Origin of the sequence: Rhodovulum kholense (assembly GCF_003053725.1) — a bacterium.
GTDB classification, from domain to species: Bacteria; Pseudomonadota; Alphaproteobacteria; order Rhodobacterales; family Rhodobacteraceae; genus Rhodovulum; species Rhodovulum kholense.
On sequence record NZ_QAYC01000030.1, the window covers coordinates 1 to 18,447 of the forward strand.

Genomic DNA, 18,447 nt, shown 5'->3' on the forward strand with positions numbered 1-18,447 from the left:
ATCGCAGCCGTCAGCGTCGTCTTCCCGTGGTCAACGTGGCCGATCGTGCCGATGTTAACGTGCGGTTTCGTCCGTTCGAACTTTGCCTTACCCATGGTGGCCTCCTCTAGTTCCTTGATGGCGGGCGCTGCCGAGGGGCGCGCGCCCGGCCCGTGTCACGTTCAGGCGTATTTCGCCTGGATCTCATCGCTGATGTTCTGCGGGACCGGCTCGTAATGATCGAACTGCATCGTGAACACGGCGCGGCCCGAGGACATCGAGCGCAGCGTGTTGATGTAGCCGAACATGTTGGCCAGCGGCACCATGGCGTTGATCACGTTGGCATTGCCGCGGGTGTCCTGGCCCTGCACCATGCCGCGACGGCTGGTCAGGTCGCCGATGATCCCGCCGGTATATTCCTCGGGGGTCACCACCTCGACCTTCATGATCGGCTCGAGCAGCCGGGCGCCAGCCTTCTTGAGGCCTTCGCGCATTCCTGCGCGGGTCGCGATTTCGAACGCCAGAACAGACGAGTCCACGTCGTGGAAGGCACCGTCGACCAGAGCCACCTTGAGGTCGATCACCGGGAAACCGGCCAGCGGGCCCGAATCCATGACCGACTTGATGCCCTTCTCGACGCCGGGGATGTATTCCTTCGGCACTGCACCACCCACGATCCGGCTTTCGAACGAGTAGCCCTCGCCCGGTTCGGTCGGCATGATTTCCAGCTTGACGCGGGCGAACTGGCCCGTACCGCCGGTCTGCTTCTTGTGCGTGTAGTCGACCTCGGCCTTGTGGCTGATGGTTTCGCGGTAGGCCACCTGCGGGGCGCCGATATTCGCCTCGACCTTGAACTCCCGCTTCATGCGGTCGACCAGGATGTCGAGGTGAAGTTCGCCCATGCCCTTCATGATCGTCTGGCCGGATTCGATGTTGGTCTCGACGCGGAAGGACGGGTCCTCGGCCGCGAGACGCTGCAGCGCCAGAGCCATCTTCTCCTGGTCGGCCTTCGATTTCGGCTCGACCGCGATCTCGATCACCGGATCGGGGAAGGTCATGGTTTCCAGAACCACCGGTTTAGCGGCGTCGCAAAGCGTGTCGCCCGTGGTGGTTTCCTTCAGACCGGCAAGCGCGATGATGTCGCCCGCGAAGGCCTCGTCGATTTCCTCGCGGTTGTTCGAGTGCATCATCATCATCCGACCGACGCGCTCTTTCTTGCCCTTGGTCGCGTTGAGGATCGACTCGCCCTTCTTCATCACGCCGGAATAGATCCGGGTAAAGGTCAGAGAACCGACGAAGGGGTCGTTCATGATCTTGAACGCAAGCGCAGAGAACGGCTCGTCGTCATTGGCGTGACGGGCGATGTTGCGTTCTTCGGTCTCGTCATCCGGCAGGAAGCCCATGTAGGCGGGCACGTCCAGCGGCGAGGGAAGATAGTCGATCACGGCGTTCAGCAGCGGTTGCACGCCCTTGTTCTTGAACGCGGAGCCCGCGGTCACCGGCACGAAGGCCAGCGACAGGGTGCCCTTGCGGATCAGACCGTGCAGGGTTTCGACGTCGGGCTCGTTGCCTTCCAGATAGGCCTCCATCGCGGCGTCGTCCTGTTCGACGGCGAGCTCGATGAGGTTCGAGCGCCATTCGTCGGCCTCGTCCTTCAGCTCGGGACGGATCGCCTGACGGGTCCAGGACGCACCGAGGTCCTCGCCCTTCCAGGTCCATTCTTCCATGGTGACGAGGTCGATGATGCCTTCCAGCTTGTCCTCGGCACCGATCGGCAGAGCGATCGGGCACGGGGTCGCGCCGGTGCGGTCCTTGATCATCTTCACGCAGTTGAAGAAGTCGGCGCCGATCTTGTCCATCTTGTTGACGAAGACGATCCGCGGAACCTTGTAGCGGTCCGCCTGGCGCCACACGGTCTCGGTCTGCGGCTCGACGCCGGCGTTGGCGTCGAGAAGGCAGATCGCGCCGTCGAGCACGGCCAGCGAGCGTTCGACCTCGATGGTGAAGTCGACGTGGCCGGGGGTGTCGATGATGTTGAAGCGGTACTTGGTGTCCGAGGTCCCTTCCGCGGTCGGATCTTCCTGGCGCTGCCAGAAGGTCGTGGTCGCGGCCGAGGTGATGGTGATCCCCCGCTCCTGCTCTTGCTCCATCCAGTCCATGGTCGCGGCGCCGTCATGGACTTCGCCGATCTTGTGGGACTTTCCGGTGTAATAGAGGATCCGCTCGGTCGTCGTGGTCTTGCCCGCATCGATGTGGGCCATGATCCCGAAGTTCCGGTAGCGTTGAAGAGGATAAGCGCGGGCCATTGGAAGGGTCCTAGAGGCTAAAGGTCAGTTACCAGCGATAATGGCTGAACGCTTTGTTCGCGTCGGCCATCTTGTGGGTGTCTTCGCGTTTCTTGACGGCGGTGCCGCGGGACTGGACGGCGTCCATCAGTTCGCCGGCAAGCCGTTCTTCCATGGTGTTCTCGTTGCGCTTGCGGCTGGCGTCGATCAGCCAGCGGATCGCAAGGGCCTCGCGGCGCTCGGGGCGCACCTCGACCGGCACCTGGTAGGTGGCACCGCCGACCCGGCGCGAGCGAACCTCGACGGCGGGTTTCACGTTGTCGAGCGCTTCGTGGAAGACCTCGACCGGAGCACGCTTCAGGCGGGTTTCGACGCGGTCGAGCGCGCTGTAGACGATGCGTTCGGCGACCGATTTCTTGCCGTCGACCATCAGGTTGTTCATGAACTTCGTCAGCACGCGATCGCCAAATTTGGCGTCGGGCAGGATTTCGCGCTTCTCGGCAGCGTGACGGCGGGACATCTACGTCTCTCCTTACTTCGGACGCTTCGCGCCGTATTTCGAGCGGCGCTGCTTACGGTCTTTGACGCCCTGGGTGTCCAGCACACCGCGCAGGATGTGATAGCGGACACCGGGAAGGTCTTTCACCCGGCCGCCGCGGATCAGCACGACCGAGTGTTCCTGCAGGTTGTGGCTTTCGCCGGGGATGTAGCTGATGACCTCGAAGCCGTTGGTCAGACGCACCTTGGCGACTTTCCGCATGGCCGAGTTCGGCTTCTTCGGAGTGGTGGTGTAAACGCGCGTGCAGACGCCACGCTTCTGCGGGCAGGCCTGCAGGTGCTGCGACTTCTGGCGTTTCACTTTCGGCTGCCGCGGCTTGCGGATCAGCTGTTGGATCGTCGGCATTCCGGTTCCCCGTATTGCAACCCGTTCAAATCTCGTCTTCGGTGCGCACCCGCCATTCGCAAACGGCAACGCGAAAACCGCATGCGTTCCCCTGTTCGCGGGAACGACGCGGTGTAGCTTCAGAGGATCGGGGCTTGGGGCCCGGATCATGACCACATCAGTTTCGGTATCAGGCGCGGCAGGTGGATCCACCAGCCCGAAGTGGGCGCGGTATAGGGCGAGTCGAACGGGGTGTCAACACCGCTTGGCCCGCGCCCTGTCCACACCCCCGCCCCGGCCCCTTCCGGCTAGCGCATCCGAAGCGGGACCGGGCCCGGCCGGATCGCCAGTCGCCGCTCGCGATGGAAGGTGTAGACCCCTGTCGCGACCACGATCGAGGCGCCCAGGATCGTCAGCCCCGCAGGCCATTCGCCGAACACCACGGCCCCCAGCAGCAGCGCCCAGACAAGGGCTGTATAGCGGAACGGCGAGACGACGGCGACGTCGCCCACGCGCATCGCCGCGACCGAGGTGACATAGCCGAAGATCAGGAACAGCGTCGCCCCGGTCAGCTGCGCCCAGGCCAGCGGCGCGATCGGCAGCCAGCGCTCGTCGCTGACGGCAAGTCCGGTCGCGGCGAACAGCATGACCCCCAGCGCGGCCGAGGTGGCCACCGCTGTCGAGGGCACCGCCCCCGACAGCCCGCGGGTCACGAGGTCGCGCAGCGTGACGCAGGCGACCGAGATCAGCGCATAGACCGAATAGAGCGTGAAGCCTTCTGTTCCCGGCCGGACGATCAGCAGGACGCCCGCGAACCCGACCAGGATCGCCGACCAGCGCCGCCAGCCGACAGGGGCCCCCAGGAAGACCGCGCCCGCCAGCGTCACCGCCAGCGGGATCGCCTGGATGATGGCGGTGACATTGGCCAGGGGCGCGTGAAAGAGCGCGGTGATGTAGAAATAGGCCGCCCCGATCTCGGCCAGGGTCCGCAGCGCGATCCGGCCCTGGTCGCGGCGCGGCAGGCGCAGCCTGAGGCTGCGGGTGGCAAGTCCGAAGGCGATCAGCAGGATCGAGGTGCCAAGCCCGCGCAGGAACACCGCCTGAAAGAACGGTACGCTGTCCGAGGCAGCCTTCATGCAGGCATCGTTGAAGGTGAAGGCGGCCATGCTGATCATCATCAGGACGGCGCCGCGCATATTGTCGGAGAGGGGGGTCATGGAACTGCCTTAGCATCCCGGACGCCCGGGCGAAGGTCTGTTTGCGGCATTCTCGGCAAAGCGGCAAGAAACCTTTGCCGCCAAGGGGCTATCCGCGCGGGACGGCCTGCCGAAAAACTGCCGAAAGCCGGTCAGGGGCCTGGCACCGGGGCCTGGCACGGGGGCTGGCACTGGGGGCCTGCACGGTGCCCGTCTGGGGCCTGTCCCGGACGCGACCGGGGACAGGAGAACGCCCCCGCCGGTGCGGGCGGGGGCGTTCGATGGTCAGGCGGTCTGCCGGATTACTCTTCGCGGCTTTCCGGGGTCTCGACCAGACCCAGATCGTCATCGTCGAGCGGGCCGAAGGGGTCCATCGGCGCGGCCAAGGCGGCGGCTGCCACCGCATCGGCCTGACGCGCCTCGATCACCTTCTGGTCGCGCTCGGCCGCGATGCGGCGCACGCGCTGGCTGGCCCCGCCGGTGCCCGCCGGGATCAGCCGGCCGACGATGACGTTTTCCTTCAGGCCGACCAGCTTGTCGCGCTTGCCCTGAACCGCCGCCTCGGTCAGCACCCGCGTCGTTTCCTGGAACGAGGCCGCCGAGATGAAGGACCGGGTCTGCAGCGAGGCCTTGGTGATCCCCAGAAGGATCGGTTGGCCCTCGGCGGGACGACCGCCGCGCGCCAGCACCTTGTCGTTGGCCTCGTCGAACTCGGACTTGTCGACATGTTCGCCCTTCAGAAGCGTCGTGTCGCCGGAGTCAGAGATCTCCCATTTCTGCAGCATCTGCCGGACGATGACTTCGATGTGCTTGTCGTTGATCTTCACGCCCTGCAGCCGGTAGACGTCCTGCACCTCGTCGATCATGTAGTTCGCCAGAGCCTCGACACCCATGATGGCCAGGATGTCATGCGGCGCCGGGTTGCCGTCCATGATGTAGTCGCCCTTCTGCACGAAGTCACCTTCCTGCACCGGGATGTGCTTGCCCTTCGGCACCATGTACTCGACCGGCTGCAGCGTGTCGTCCGCAGGCTCGATCGTGATCCGCCGCTTGTTCTTGTAGTCGCGGCCGAACCGGACATAGCCGTCCACCTCGGCGATGATGGCGTGATCCTTCGGACGCCGCGCCTCGAACAGTTCCGCCACCCGCGGCAGACCGCCGGTGATGTCCTTGGTCTTGGCACCCTCGCGCGGGATCCGCGCCACGACGTCGCCGGCCCGGATGTCCTGCTGGTCCTCGACCGACAGAATGGCGTCGACCGACATCGGGTAGGTCACCGGGTTGCCCGCCTCGTTGCGCACGGGTTCGCCGGTTTCCGGATCGACGATGATGATCTCGGGCTTGAGCTCGTTGCCCTTGGGCGCGGTGCGCCAGTCCGACACGATCTTCTGGGTCATGCCGGTGGCATCGTCGGTGTCCTCGCGGACCGAGATCCCGGTCACGAGGTCCACGAACTTGGCGCGACCGGCCTTCTCGGCGATGATCGGCAGGGTGTAGGGGTCCCATTCGAACAGCTTGTCGCCGCGTTTCACCTTGGCATCCTCGGCCACGAAGACCTTGGTGCCGTAGCCCAGCTTGAAGCTCGCGCGCTCGACGTCGTTGTCGTCGATGATCGCCAGCTGCATGTTCCGGCCCATCACGATCTGCTCGCCCGCCGCATTGGTCAGCAGGTTCGGGTTGCGGAACTCGATCCGGCCCTCCTGGCTGGCCTCCTGGAAGGACTGCTGACCGCCCTGGGCGATGCCGCCGATGTGGAAGGTCCGCATCGTCAGCTGGGTGCCGGGCTCGCCGATCGACTGGGCGGCGATGATGCCGACGGCCTCGCCGACGTTCACCTTGGTGCCGCGGGCAAGGTCGCGCCCGTAGCAGGCCGCGCAGACGCCCTCTTCGGCCTCGCAGGTCAGCGGCGACCGGATCCGGACGGTGGCGACACCGGCCTTCTCGATCGCATCCGCCTTGCGTTCGTCGATCAGCTCGTTGCGGCTGACCAGCACCTCGTCGGTGCCGGGTTTCAGCACGTCATCGGCCGCGACACGACCCAGCAGACGCTCGGCAAGCGTTGCCACGACCTCGCCGTCGTTGATCGCCGCCTCGCAGGTGATGGCGTTCTCGGTGCCGCAATCGTGGCTGCGCACGATGCAGTCCTGGGCGACGTCGACCAGACGCCGGGTCAGGTACCCCGAGTTCGCCGTCTTCAGCGCGGTATCGGCCAGACCCTTCCGGGCGCCGTGGGTCGAGTTGAAGTACTCGAGCACGGTCAGGCCTTCCTTGAAGTTCGAGATGATCGGCGTCTCGATGATCTCGCCCGAGGGCTTGGCCATCAGGCCGCGCATGCCGCCCAGCTGCTTCATCTGCGCCGGCGAGCCCCGGGCCCCCGAGTGGGACATCATGTAGACCGAGTTGGGTTCCATCTCGGCGCCCGCGTCATCGACACGGACGGCAGAGATTTCCGCCATCATCGCGGTGGCCACCTCGTCGGAACATTTTGACCAGGCATCGACGACCTTGTTGTACTTCTCACCCTGGGTGATCAGGCCGTCCATGTATTGCTGCTCGAACTCCTTGACCTGGTCGCGAACGCCCTCGACGATCTCCCACTTGGTGTGCGGGATCACCATGTCGTCCTTGCCGAACGAGATCCCGGCCTTGAACGCCTCGCGGAAGCCGAGCCCCATGATCTGGTCGCAGAAGATGACCGACTCTTTCTGGCCGCAATAGCGGTAGACGGTGTCGATGACCTGCTGCACCTCTTTCTTGCGGAGCAGCCGGTTGACCAGTTCGAACGGCGCCTTGGCGTTCATCGGCAGAAGCGCGCCCAGACGGATCCGGCCGGGCGTGGTGTCGTAGCGCTTGTAGACCTCGTTGCCGTGCTCGTCGATCTGCTTGATCCGCGCCTTGACGCGGGCATGCAGATGCACCTCGCCGGAGTCGAGCGCGTGCTGGACCTCGTCGACATCGGCGAAGGCCATGCCCTCGCCCTTCATGCCCTTGCGCTCCATCGTGATGTAGTAAAGCCCGAGGATCATGTCCTGGGACGGCACGATGATCGGCGCGCCGTTGGCGGGCGACAGCACGTTGTTGGTCGACATCATCAGGACCCGCGCTTCCAGCTGGGCCTCGAGGCTCAGCGGGACGTGCACGGCCATCTGGTCGCCGTCGAAGTCGGCGTTGAAGGCCGAGCAAACCAGCGGGTGAAGCTGGATCGCCTTGCCCTCGATCAGCGTCGGCTCGAACGCCTGGATGCCAAGACGGTGCAGCGTCGGGGCCCGGTTCAGAAGGACAGGGTGTTCGCGGATCACCTCATCGAGGATGTCCCAGACCTCGGGACGCTCCTTCTCCACGAGCTTCTTGGCCTGCTTGACGGTCGAGCTAAGCCCCTTGGCCTCGAGCCGCGAATAGATGAACGGCTTGAAGAGCTCGAGCGCCATCTTCTTCGGCAGCCCACACTGGTGCAGCTTGAGTTCGGGACCGGTCACGATCACCGACCGGCCCGAGAAGTCGACCCGCTTGCCCAGAAGGTTCTGCCGGAACCGGCCCTGCTTGCCCTTCAGCATGTCGGAAAGCGATTTCAGCGGCCGCTTGTTGGCGCCGGTGATGACCCGCCCGCGGCGGCCGTTGTCGAAGAGCGCATCGACCGCCTCCTGCAGCATCCGCTTTTCGTTGCGGACGATGATGTCGGGCGCGCGCAGCTCGATCAGCCGTTTCAGACGGTTGTTCCGGTTGATCACCCGACGGTAGAGGTCGTTCAGGTCCGAGGTCGCGAACCGGCCGCCATCGAGCGGCACCAGCGGCCGCAGTTCCGGCGGAATGACCGGAATGACCGTCAGCACCATCCATTCCGGGCGGTTGCCGGATTCGATGAAGCTCTCGACGACCTTCAGCCGCTTGATGATCTTCTTCGGCTTCAGCTCGCCGGTGGCTTCCTTCAGCTCCTCGCGCAACTTCTCGGCCTCGGCCTCGAGGTCGATCTGCGACAGCATCTCGCGGATCGCCTCGGCGCCGATCCCGGCGGTGAAGGCGTCGGCGCCGAACTGGTCCTGCGCGTCGAGATACTCTTCCTCGGTCAGCATCTGGCCGTAGCTCAGGTCGGTCAGACCGGGCTCGATCACCACATAGTTCTCGAAGTAAAGCACCCGCTCGAGATCGCGCAGGGTCATGTCCAGCATCAGGCCGATGCGAGAGGGCAGCGACTTGAGGAACCAGATGTGCGCGACCGGCGCGGCCAGCTCGATATGGCCCATCCGCTCGCGGCGAACCTTCTGCAGCGTCACCTCGACGCCGCATTTCTCGCAGACGACGCCGCGATACTTCATGCGCTTGTACTTGCCGCAAAGGCACTCGTAGTCCTTGATCGGCCCGAAGATGCGCGCGCAGAAGAGACCGTCACGTTCGGGCTTGAACGTACGGTAGTTGATGGTTTCGGGTTTCTTGATCTCGCCATAGGACCACGAAAGGATCCGTTCGGGCGAGGCCAGCGACACCTTGATCTCGTCGAACTGCTTGGGCGAGGCCAGCGGGTTGAACGGGTTGGTGGTCAGTTCCTGGTTCATCTTGAAGTCCTCAAATCAGCGCAAAGGGATGGGCAAGGGCGCGATTTTTCGCAGAAAAATCGGGACGAATTTCCTGCGAAAATTCGAACACCCTTATTCCTCATCCTCCACGTCCAGGAGTTCCATGTTCAGCCCGAGGCCGCGGACTTCCTTCACCAGAACGTTGAAGGATTCCGGCACGCCGGCCTCGAAATTGTCCTCACCCTTGACGATCGACTCGTAGACCTTGGTCCGGCCCGCCACGTCGTCCGACTTCACCGTCAGCATTTCCTGCAGGGTATAGGCGGCACCGTAGGCTTCGAGCGCCCAGACCTCCATCTCCCCGAACCGCTGACCGCCGAACTGCGCCTTGCCGCCCAGAGGCTGCTGGGTGACGAGGCTGTACGGACCGGTCGAGCGCGCGTGGATCTTGTCGTCGACAAGGTGGTGCAGCTTCAGCAGGTACTTGACGCCCACGGTGACTTTCCGGGCAAAGCGCTCGCCCGTCCGGCCGTCGAAGAGTTCCGACTGGCCCGACGTGTCGAAGCCCGCCCGAGTCAGGGCGTCGTTGACGTCCTGTTCCTTGGCGCCGTCGAAGACCGGCGTTGCGATCGGAACGCCGCGAACCACGGTCGAGGCGGACTCGACCAGGGCCTTCTCGTCCATCTCGCGCAGGATCTCTTCATAGGCCTCTTCGCCATAGGCAAGCCGCATCGCCTCGCGCACCGGGGTCAGGTCGCCCGAGCGCTTGTACTCGCCAAGCGCGTCGTCGATCTTCAGCCCCAGACCGCGCGCGGCCCAGCCCATATGGGTCTCGAGGATCTGCCCCACGTTCATCCGCGACGGCACGCCGAGCGGGTTCAGCACCAAGTCGACGGGCGTGCCGTCGGCCAGGAAGGGCATGTCCTCCATCGGCACCACACGGGACACGACCCCCTTGTTGCCGTGCCGACCGGCCATCTTGTCACCGGGCTGCAGCTTGCGTTTGACCGCGATGAAGACCTTGACCATCTTCATCACGCCCGGAGGCAGGTCGTCGCCGCGGCGGACCTTCTCGACCTTGTCCTCGAAGCGATGCTCGAGCGCGCGTTTCTGCGCCTCGAACTGGGCGTTCAGCGCCTCGACCTGACCGGCATCGGCCTCGTCTTCCAGCGCCAGCTGCCACCATTGCCCCTTGGACAGGGTCTCAAGCAGCTCTTCGGTGATTTCCGAGTTGGGCTTGACCCCCTTCGGACCCTTCACCGCGACCTTGCCAAGGATCATCGACTTGAGACGCGCATAGATGTTGCGCTCGAGGATCGCCTGTTCGTCGTCCCGGTCGCGGGCCAGGCGTTCGACCTCTTCACGCTCGATCTGCAGCGCACGTTCGTCCTTGTCGACGCCGTGCCGGTTGAACACCCGCACCTCGACGACGGTACCGTAATCGCCCGGCGGCAGACGCAGCGAGGTGTCGCGCACGTCCGAGGCCTTTTCGCCGAAGATCGCCCGCAGCAGCTTCTCTTCGGGCGTCATCGGGCTTTCGCCCTTCGGAGTGATCTTGCCGACGAGGATGTCGCCCGGCCCCACTTCGGCGCCGATATAGACGATGCCCGCCTCGTCGAGGTTGCGCAGGGCTTCCTCGCCGACGTTCGGGATGTCGCGGGTGATCTCTTCCGGCCCGAGCTTGGTATCGCGGGCCGCGACCTCGAATTCCTCGATATGGATCGAGGTGAAAACGTCATCGCGCGCGATGCGTTCCGAGATCAGGATCGAGTCCTCGTAGTTGTAGCCGTTCCAGGGCATGAACGCGACGATCACGTTCTTGCCAAGCGCCAGCTCGCCCATGTCGGTCGAGGGACCGTCGGCGACGACCTCGCCCTTCAGGACGGTGTCACCCACCTTCACCAGAGGCTTCTGGTTGATGCAGGTGTTCTGGTTCGACCGCTGGAACTTGCGCAGCCGGTAGATGTCGACGCCCGGATCGCCGGGTTCGAGATCCTCGGTGGCCCGGATCACGATCCGCTGGGCATCGACCTGGTCGATGATCCCGCCACGGCGCGCCATGATCGCGGCACCCGAGTCCTGCGCCACCACCTGCTCGATGCCGGTGCCCACGAAGGGCGCATCGGCCTGCAGGAGCGGCACCGCCTGACGCTGCATGTTCGCGCCCATCAGCGCGCGGTTGGCGTCGTCGTTTTCCAGGAACGGAATGAGCGAGGCCCCAACCGACACCAGCTGTTTCGGCGAGACGTCGATCAGGTCGACGCTTTCGCGCGGTGCCATGGTGTATTCGCCGGCCTGCCGGGTGTTCACCAGATCGTTGATGAACTTGCCCTCGCCGTCGAGATTGGCGTTGGCCTGGGCCACGGTGTGCCGCATCTCTTCGGTCGCGGACATGTAGTGGACCTCGTCGGTCACCTGCCCGTCGATCACCCGGCGATAGGGGGTCTCGATGAAGCCGTACTTGTTCACCCGCGCATAGGTGGCAAGGCTGTTGATCAGACCGATGTTCGGGCCTTCCGGCGTCTCGATCGGGCACATCCGGCCATAGTGGGTCGGGTGCACGTCGCGAACCTCGAAGCCCGCGCGTTCGCGGGTCAGACCGCCCGGCCCAAGCGCCGACAGACGCCGCTTGTGGGTGACTTCCGACAGCGGGTTGGTCTGGTCCATGAACTGCGACAGCTGCGACGAGCCGAAGAACTCGCGCACGGCCGCAGCCGCCGGTTTGGCGTTGATCAGGTCCTGCGGCATCACCGTGTCGATCTCGACCGAGGACATCCGCTCCTTGATGGCGCGTTCCATCCGCAGCAGACCGACGCGATACTGGTTCTCCATCAGCTCGCCGACCGAGCGGACCCGGCGGTTGCCGAGGTGGTCGATGTCATCGACCTCGCCCTTGCCGTCGCGCAGTTCGACCAGTGCCTTGATGCAGGAGATGATGTCGTCGCGGCGCAGCGTCCGCTGGGTGTCGGGCGCGTCGAGATCGAGACGCATGTTCATCTTCACCCGGCCCACGGCCGAGAGGTCGTAGCGCTCGGAATCGAAGAAGAGCGACTCGAACAGCGTGGTCGCCGCCTCGACGGTCGGCGGCTCGCCCGGGCGCATGACGCGGTAGATATCCATGAGCGCGGTGTCGCGGCCCATGTTCTTGTCCGCCGCCATGGTGTTGCGGATGTAGGGACCGACGTTGATGTTGTCGATGTCGAGCACCGGGATGTCGGTGATGCCCGCATCCAGCAGCTCTTTCAGCGTGCCGCCGGTGACGTCGCCATCCTTGTCGACAGTCCAGGTCAGCTCGTCGCCGGCCTCGACATAGATCGCGCCGGTGTCTTCGTTGATGATGTCCTTGGCGACATAGCGGCCGACGATATGATCGAAGGGCACCATCAGTTCGGTGACCCGGGCCTCTTCGATCAGCTTCTTGACCTGACGCGGGGTGACCTTGTCACCGGCCTTGCAGATCACCTCGCCGGTATCGGCATCGACTAGGTCATAGGTCGGACGAGTGCCGCGCACGCGTTCGGGGAAGAACTTGGTGACCCAGCCGCGGTTGCGTTCCAGCCGGAACGTCACCGTGTCGTAATAGGCATCCATGATGCCTTCCTGATCGAGCCCCAGCGCATAGAGCAGCGTCGTCACCGGCAGTTTCCGGCGGCGGTCGATGCGCGCGAAGACGATGTCCTTGGCGTCGAATTCGAAATCGAGCCAGGAGCCGCGATAGGGAATGATCCGGCAGGCGAACAGCAGCTTGCCCGAGGAATGGGTCTTGCCCTTGTCATGGTCGAAGAAGACGCCCGGCGACCGGTGCATCTGGGACACGATCACCCGTTCGGTCCCGTTCACGATGAACGTGCCGTTGGCGGTCATGAGCGGCATGTCGCCCATGAACACGTCCTGCTCCTTGATGTCCTTCACCGACTTGGCGCCGGTATCCTCGTCGAAATCGAACACGATCAGGCGCAGCGTGACCTTCAGCGGGGCCGAAAAGGTCATGTCGCGCTGCTGGCATTCCTCGACGTCGTATTTCGGCCGCTCCAGCTCGTAGCGGACGAATTCAAGAACGGCGGTCTCGTTGAAATCCTTGATCGGGAAAACCGACTGGAACACCCCCTGGATGCCCTCGCCATCGGCGGGCGCGGGTCCGTCGCCGGAATTCAGGAACAGATCGTAGGAGGATTTCTGGACCTCGATGAGGTTCGGCATCTCCAGCACTTCGCGGATCTTGCCGTAGTATTTGCGGAGTCGTTTCTGGCCAACGTAGCTCTGCGCCATCTGTGGTCTCACCTTTCGTCTGTCGCGGGCGCATCCACCGTCGGGCCCCGGTGGCGCGCCGCTCGCGATGAGGGGGCGAAGGTTCCATTCCTGCGGTCCGTCCCACCGGCCGCTCCCGAACCTCGAACCGCACCTTGGAAAGGGCTTTCACACAAGCCCTTTCCAAGACAGGTTCGGCTGGGCCCGGACGAACCGCCGGACCCAGCCAACATCTTTCAGGTCACGGGCACGCGGCCCGCGATCCCGATCACTTGAGCTCGACTTCGGCGCCAGCCGCTTCGAGTTTGCCTTTGATGTCCTCGGCTTCGGCTTTGGAGACTTGCTCCTTGACGGCCTTGCCGCCGGCCTCGACCAGGTCCTTGGCTTCTTTCAGGCCAAGACCGGTGATGGCGCGGACTTCCTTGATGACGTTGATCTTGTTCGCGCCAGCCGATTTCAGGATGACGTCGAATTCGGTCTGCTCTTCGGCAGCGGCGGCTTCGCCACCGGCAGCCGGGCCAGCCATCATGACGGCGCCGCCGGCGGCGGGCTCGATGCCGTACTCGTCTTTCAGGATGGTTTTCAGTTCTTGGGCCTCGAGAAGCGTGAGGTTCACGATCTCTTCGGCAAGTTTCTTCAGATCAGCCATGTTCTGTTCCGTTCTTTCACATTGTCTGTTCCAACGCGAGGCCTCAGCCCTTCACGCGGGATCACAAGTTGCTCAAGCGGCTTCCGCACGCTCCTCGATGGTCGAGAGGATGCTTGCAATATTGGAAGCGGGCGCGCCAATCGCACCGGCGATGTTCGCGGCGGGTGCACCGATGCAGCCGACGATCGAGGCGATAAGCTCCTCGCGCGACGGCATTTCGGACACTGCCTTGACACCGGCCCGGTCCAGGGCCGTCTCGCCCATGGCACCGCCGAGGATCTCGAACTTCGAGTTGTCCTTGGCGAAGCCTTCCGCGACCTTGGCAGCAGCCACCGGGTCCTCGGAATAGGCAAGAACGGTCATGCCCGTCAGAAGAGTGGCCATGCTGGCGCAGGGCTTTCCTTCCAGGGCGATCTTGGCGAGCCTGTTCTTGGCGACGCGAACGGACCCACCCGCTTCACGCATGCGTGCGCGCAGGTCCTGCATCTCGGCAACCGTGAGACCCGCGTAGTGGGCAACCACCACGACGCCAGAGCTTTCGAAGATCTGGCCGAGCTCGTCGACCACTTTCTCTTTCTGGGCTCTATCCACAGTTTCACTCCAATTTGGGGGTTCCCCCCCGGCTCTAGGTTTGCCGGCCTGAGTGCCGGCTTTCGGGTCCGTATGGGTCCCGAGGCCAGGATCGCCCGAGGGTCTCCCCACGGAAATCTGTCTCGTTTCCCCATCTCGGGAAGGACATTAAGCGAGGCCAGGCCCCGCACCCTCCGTCTCGGACAGGACGGGGCGTTTCCGCCCCGCCATTCCCGGGCACGAGTCCCGGGAATTCTCGCGAAGATAGGAGTTCACCTATCTTAAATCAATTCCCAGTTGCCGAGGTCACGTCGACCGACACGCCCGGGCCCATGGTCGAGCTGAGGCTGACCTTTTTCATGTAGGTGCCCTTGGCGCCGGCCGGCTTGGCCTTGACCACGGCATCGACAAAGGCGCGCACGTTCTCGGCCAGCTTGCCGGCGTCGAACGACGTCTTGCCGATGCCGGCATGGATGACGCCCGCCTTCTCGACCCGGAACTGGACCTCACCGCCCTTGGCGGCCTGAACCGCCGCGGCCACGTCCATGGTCACGGTGCCGACCTTGGGGTTCGGCATCAGGTTGCGCGGGCCCAGGATCTTGCCCAGACGGCCGACGATCGGCATCATGTCCGGCGTGGCGATGCAGCGATCGAATTCGATCGTGCCGCCCTGGATGGTTTCCATCAGATCCTCGGCGCCGACGATATCGGCGCCCGCCGCCTTGGCCTCATCGGCCTTGGCGCCGCGGGCGAAGACCGCCACGCGCACGGTCTTGCCGGTGCCGTTCGGCAGGGTGACGACGCCACGGACCATCTGGTCGGCGTGACGCGGATCGACGCCGAGGTTCAGCGCGATTTCCAGCGTCTCGTCGAACTTGGCCGAGGCATTGTCCTTGACGAGGCTCACCGCCTCTTCGACCGACAGGTTGTCCTTGCCGGCAAAGGCTTCCCGCGCGGCGCGGACACGTTTTCCATGTTTCGCCATTGCGCTTACCCCTTCACCTCGATGCCCATCGAGCGGGCCGACCCCAGGATGATCTGCATCGCGCCCTCGACATCGCTGGCGTTCAGATCCTTCATCTTCGCCTCGGCGATCTCGCGCACCTGAGCGACGGTCACGGTACCGACCACGTCACGCCCGGGTTTTTCCGAGCCCTTCGGACGGTTCCGCTTGCCGACCGGCTTCAGGCCAGCAGCCTTCTTGAGGTAGTAAGACGCCGGGGGCGTCTTGATGTCCATCGAGAAGGACTTGTCCTGGTAGTAGGTGATGACCGTCGGGCACGGGGCGCCGGGCTCCATGTCCTGGGTCTTGGCGTTGAACGCCTTGCAGAATTCCATGATGTTGATGCCGCGCTGACCGAGCGCGGGACCGACTGGCGGCGACGGGTTCGCCTGCCCCGCCTTCACCTGAAGCTTGAGCTTCCCGATTACCTTCTTGGCCATCTGGCCATCTCCTTCTTGTCACCGCGCCGGTTCCTCGCGAGGGCGGCGCTTCGGTTTAGTGGTGCGGTCCGCGGGCGCGCCCGCTCGCCTCCCACAGATTCACGTCAGAGCTGCCCCTTGGAGACCTGCGTGAATTCCAGCTCGACCGGGGTCGCCCGGCCGAAGATCGACACCGTCACCTTCAGGCGTTGATTGTCGTCGTCCACTTCCTCGACCATGCCCGAGAAGCCCTCGAACGGGCCGTCGGTCACGTTCACGTTCTCGCCGATCTCGTAGGTGATCAGCGACCGCGGCTGGGCCTCGCCCTCTTCGACGCGGTTGAGGATCTGGTTCACCTCCTCGTCGCGCATGGGCATCGGCTTGCCCATCGGCCCGAGGAACCCGGTCACCCGGTTGATCTGCGTCACCAGGTGATAGCCGCGGTCGGTCATCTCCATGCGTACCAGCACATAGCCGGGCATGAAGCGCCGTTCGGTCGTCACCTTCTTGCCGCGCCGGACCTCGATCACCTCTTCGGTCGGCACGAGGACTTCCTCGATCTCGTCCTCGAGACCGGCATCCGCCACGGCTTGCTTGATCTGTTCGGCGACCTTCTTCTCGAAATTCGAGAGAACGCTTACCGAATACCACCGCTTCGCCATGTTGCCCGTTTCCTCACGTGTCCGTCGGCCGTTCGGGCCGCGATGATCTTGCGTTGTCCGGAACAAAAAACAGCGCGCAACCCGAATCGATGCACGCCGGAGCCCAGAAAAGTAGTGATGCCCTTACCGCTCCCACCGCCGGGGTTCAAGCCCCGGGGGTATCGCGGTGCCGCATCTCAGCCGAAAAACCCAAGCAGAAGCTGCAGCCCGCTTCGGATCAGCCAGTCGACGAAGAAGAAGAACACCGCCGTCAGCGAGGCCATCACGAAGACCATGATGGTGGTCAGGAACACCTCGCGCCGGGTCGGCCAGACCACCTTCGAGATTTCCGAGCGGGTCTGCTGAATGAACTGGAGGGGGTTCGCCATGGGCCTGCGGGGTCCGTTCTGCCTGTCAACCGCGCCGAGATACGCGCTTGGGCGCCGCTTTGCAAGGGCAGCGCCCCCGCACACCTCCGCCCCCTTCGGTTCAGGCCTCCGATCCCGTCCCTGAGCCCGGCCTTCGATCGAGGTCGGCGCAGCCCGGCACACGGCCCGGCGCAAGGAACGGCCGCTGCGCCGCGCGTCCATAGGCATTCGCATCGAGTTTTAGCCACTGCCTGTCCCTGGCTTCACCGGTTGTTCAGATCCAGGGCGCAAAGACCAGTTGACGTCACAAAGGGTCGGATCGGTGGAACATCCTTTCAGAACAGTATCCGGGAAACTTCTTCTCGCGACAGGCGCGGCGGTCTCGGTGATCGTCGTCGGCTATTCGGTCTACAGCGGCTGGCAATCCTCGCAGAGGGTCGACCGCGAGGTGATGGAACTGGCCTCGGAAAAAGCCGCGCTCGTGGCCCAGAAGGTCGCGGTCCAGGTGACCGAGGCCACTTCGGCCGGCGCGGCGCTGGGCGGCGGGCTTGCGGGTTATCTGGGCACCGGCCATGCCGACCGGTCCGCCATCATCGCGATGATCGAGGGCGTTCCGGCCCAGTACGACAACATCTTCGGCGCCTGGATGGCCGGCATTCCCGATGGCGGCACGAACGATCTGTTGAGCGGCGAAGGCGGCATGAACGAGGAGGGCGTGTTCGCGCCCTGGTGGCACAAGGGCGCGGATGGGGGGCTCGAATTCGCCACCTTCGATGTCAGCGCCGACGATGCCTGGTTCAAGGTGCCGACCACGACCGGCAAGCCCAGCATCACCGAACCCTACATGGGCGAAGGCAACTTCATGATGACCAGCGTCGCGCTGCCCATCCGGGTCGGGGACGAGATCGTCGGGGTTGCCGGTGTCGATATCGGGCTGGGCGATCTGACCGCGATGCTCAACGACCTGTCCGCGTTCGAGGGCGGGAAGAGCCTGCTGGTCAGCCAGGGCGGCAACTGGCTGACCGCCAGCGACCGGGCCAAGCTGAACAAGCCCTATGACGACACGGGCGCCGACGTCGTCTCGGCCGCGCTTGCGGACGGCCGGATGCGCGTGATCCGCGACATGCCCGACCGGGCCACGCGGCTGGTCTATCCGTTCACGGCGCCCGGGATGAACACGACCTGGGCGGCGCTGGTCGACGTGCCGGCCGACGTCTTCGCGGCCCCGGTGCGCGCCGAGATCACCCGGACCATGGTCAGCGGCGCCCTGATCCTGGCGATGGCGCTCGGCACGATCTATCTTGCCTCGATGGCGATGGTGCGCCGCCCGCTGGCCCGGATGCTGGCGGCGGTGGATGGACTGGCCTCGGGCGACTATGCTCACCCCGTGCCGGGGCGCGAGCGCGGCGACGAGATCGGCGCGATGGCGCAATCGGTCGAGGCGCTCCGTCAGGGGCTGCTGGACAAGGATGCGCTTGAAAAGGGCCAGGAGCGGTCGAGAGCCGAACAGGCCCGCGTGGTCGAGTCCCTCGCGGCGGGCCTGAAAAGCCTGTCCGAAGGCGATCTGACCCGCTCGATCGAAGAAACCTTCGGGGCCGAATACGAACAGCTGCGTCAGGACTTCAACGCCACCGTCGACACGCTGAACGCGCTGATGGGCGAAATCGTCGAGAACTCGACCGAGATCACCACCCG

14 protein-coding genes are annotated in these 18,447 nt (G+C 64.6%); 1 reads left to right on the forward strand and 13 read right to left on the reverse strand.

Features of this window, described 5'->3' with window-relative positions:
- From C8N38_RS20430 to secE, 13 genes are all read right to left on the reverse strand, one after another.
- Positions 1-95 (reverse strand): GTP-binding protein (locus tag C8N38_RS20430; protein ID WP_132693438.1); only part of this gene is annotated, 95 nt, incomplete at its 3' end.
- A 66-nt stretch (positions 96-161) separates the two neighbouring features.
- Positions 162-2,285: an elongation factor G gene (gene fusA, locus C8N38_RS20435; protein WP_108028964.1), complete on the reverse strand. Its 2,124-nt coding sequence runs from the start codon at positions 2,283-2,285 to the stop codon at positions 162-164.
- Between the two features lie 28 nt (positions 2,286-2,313).
- On the reverse strand, positions 2,314-2,784 hold the full coding sequence (gene rpsG, locus C8N38_RS20440) for a 30S ribosomal protein S7 (RefSeq protein ID WP_075784657.1): 471 nt from the start codon (positions 2,782-2,784) through the stop codon (positions 2,314-2,316).
- A 12-nt stretch (positions 2,785-2,796) separates the two neighbouring features.
- Positions 2,797-3,168, reverse strand: coding sequence for a 30S ribosomal protein S12 (gene rpsL / locus C8N38_RS20445; RefSeq protein WP_042456862.1), 372 nt, complete (start codon positions 3,166-3,168; stop codon positions 2,797-2,799).
- Between the two features lie 287 nt (positions 3,169-3,455).
- Positions 3,456-4,364 carry a DMT family transporter gene (locus tag C8N38_RS20450; protein WP_108028965.1) on the reverse strand — a complete coding sequence of 303 codons (909 nt, stop codon included), beginning with the start codon at positions 4,362-4,364 and terminating at the stop codon, positions 3,456-3,458.
- A gap of 281 nt (positions 4,365-4,645) precedes the next feature.
- Positions 4,646-8,893 (reverse strand): DNA-directed RNA polymerase subunit beta', encoded by a 4,248-nt coding sequence (rpoC, locus tag C8N38_RS20455; RefSeq protein WP_108028966.1) that lies wholly within the window; start codon positions 8,891-8,893, stop codon positions 4,646-4,648.
- A 93-nt stretch (positions 8,894-8,986) separates the two neighbouring features.
- Complete coding sequence (gene rpoB / locus C8N38_RS20460; protein WP_108028967.1) at positions 8,987-13,123, reverse strand: DNA-directed RNA polymerase subunit beta; 4,137 nt, start codon at positions 13,121-13,123, stop codon at positions 8,987-8,989.
- A gap of 247 nt (positions 13,124-13,370) precedes the next feature.
- Positions 13,371-13,751 (reverse strand): 50S ribosomal protein L7/L12, encoded by a 381-nt coding sequence (rplL, locus tag C8N38_RS20465; protein WP_075784653.1) that lies wholly within the window; start codon positions 13,749-13,751, stop codon positions 13,371-13,373.
- A gap of 72 nt (positions 13,752-13,823) precedes the next feature.
- Complete coding sequence (rplJ, locus tag C8N38_RS20470) at positions 13,824-14,342, reverse strand: 50S ribosomal protein L10 (RefSeq protein ID WP_075784652.1); 519 nt, start codon at positions 14,340-14,342, stop codon at positions 13,824-13,826.
- Positions 14,343-14,607: 265 nt separating this feature from the next.
- Positions 14,608-15,306: a 50S ribosomal protein L1 gene (gene rplA, locus C8N38_RS20475; protein ID WP_108028968.1), complete on the reverse strand. Its 699-nt coding sequence runs from the start codon at positions 15,304-15,306 to the stop codon at positions 14,608-14,610.
- A 5-nt stretch (positions 15,307-15,311) separates the two neighbouring features.
- The gene (rplK, locus tag C8N38_RS20480; RefSeq protein WP_108028969.1) at positions 15,312-15,764 is read right to left on the reverse strand and encodes a 50S ribosomal protein L11; all 453 of its coding nucleotides are present in this window, start codon (positions 15,762-15,764) and stop codon (positions 15,312-15,314) included.
- A gap of 104 nt (positions 15,765-15,868) precedes the next feature.
- Positions 15,869-16,405, reverse strand: coding sequence for a transcription termination/antitermination protein NusG (nusG, locus tag C8N38_RS20485; RefSeq protein WP_108028970.1), 537 nt, complete (start codon positions 16,403-16,405; stop codon positions 15,869-15,871).
- 176 nt (positions 16,406-16,581) lie between these two features.
- The gene (gene secE / locus C8N38_RS20490) at positions 16,582-16,773 is read right to left on the reverse strand and encodes a preprotein translocase subunit SecE (RefSeq protein ID WP_075784648.1); all 192 of its coding nucleotides are present in this window, start codon (positions 16,771-16,773) and stop codon (positions 16,582-16,584) included.
- A gap of 301 nt (positions 16,774-17,074) precedes the next feature.
- Between secE and C8N38_RS20495 the strand changes: the two genes are divergently transcribed.
- Positions 17,075-18,447: methyl-accepting chemotaxis protein (locus tag C8N38_RS20495; RefSeq protein WP_146176342.1), on the forward strand; the 1,373-nt coding region annotated here is incomplete at its 3' end.

What these genes read in the sequence shown, in the direction of transcription:
- fusA (WP_108028964.1), bottom strand. Translation starts at nt 2,285, where the DNA reads ATGGCCCGCGCTTATCCTCTTCAACGCTACCGGAACTTCGGGATCATG.
- rpsG (WP_075784657.1), bottom strand. Translation starts at nt 2,784, where the DNA reads ATGTCCCGCCGTCACGCTGCCGAGAAGCGCGAAATCCTGCCCGACGCC.
- rpsL (WP_042456862.1), bottom strand. Translation starts at nt 3,168, where the DNA reads ATGCCGACGATCCAACAGCTGATCCGCAAGCCGCGGCAGCCGAAAGTG.
- C8N38_RS20450 (WP_108028965.1), bottom strand. Translation starts at nt 4,364, where the DNA reads ATGACCCCCCTCTCCGACAATATGCGCGGCGCCGTCCTGATGATGATC.
- rpoC (WP_108028966.1), bottom strand. Translation starts at nt 8,893, where the DNA reads ATGAACCAGGAACTGACCACCAACCCGTTCAACCCGCTGGCCTCGCCC.
- rpoB (WP_108028967.1), bottom strand. Translation starts at nt 13,123, where the DNA reads ATGGCGCAGAGCTACGTTGGCCAGAAACGACTCCGCAAATACTACGGC.
- rplL (WP_075784653.1), bottom strand. Translation starts at nt 13,751, where the DNA reads ATGGCTGATCTGAAGAAACTTGCCGAAGAGATCGTGAACCTCACGCTT.
- rplA (WP_108028968.1), bottom strand. Translation starts at nt 15,306, where the DNA reads ATGGCGAAACATGGAAAACGTGTCCGCGCCGCGCGGGAAGCCTTTGCC.
- rplK (WP_108028969.1), bottom strand. Translation starts at nt 15,764, where the DNA reads ATGGCCAAGAAGGTAATCGGGAAGCTCAAGCTTCAGGTGAAGGCGGGG.
- nusG (WP_108028970.1), bottom strand. Translation starts at nt 16,405, where the DNA reads ATGGCGAAGCGGTGGTATTCGGTAAGCGTTCTCTCGAATTTCGAGAAG.
- secE (WP_075784648.1), bottom strand. Translation starts at nt 16,773, where the DNA reads ATGGCGAACCCCCTCCAGTTCATTCAGCAGACCCGCTCGGAAATCTCG.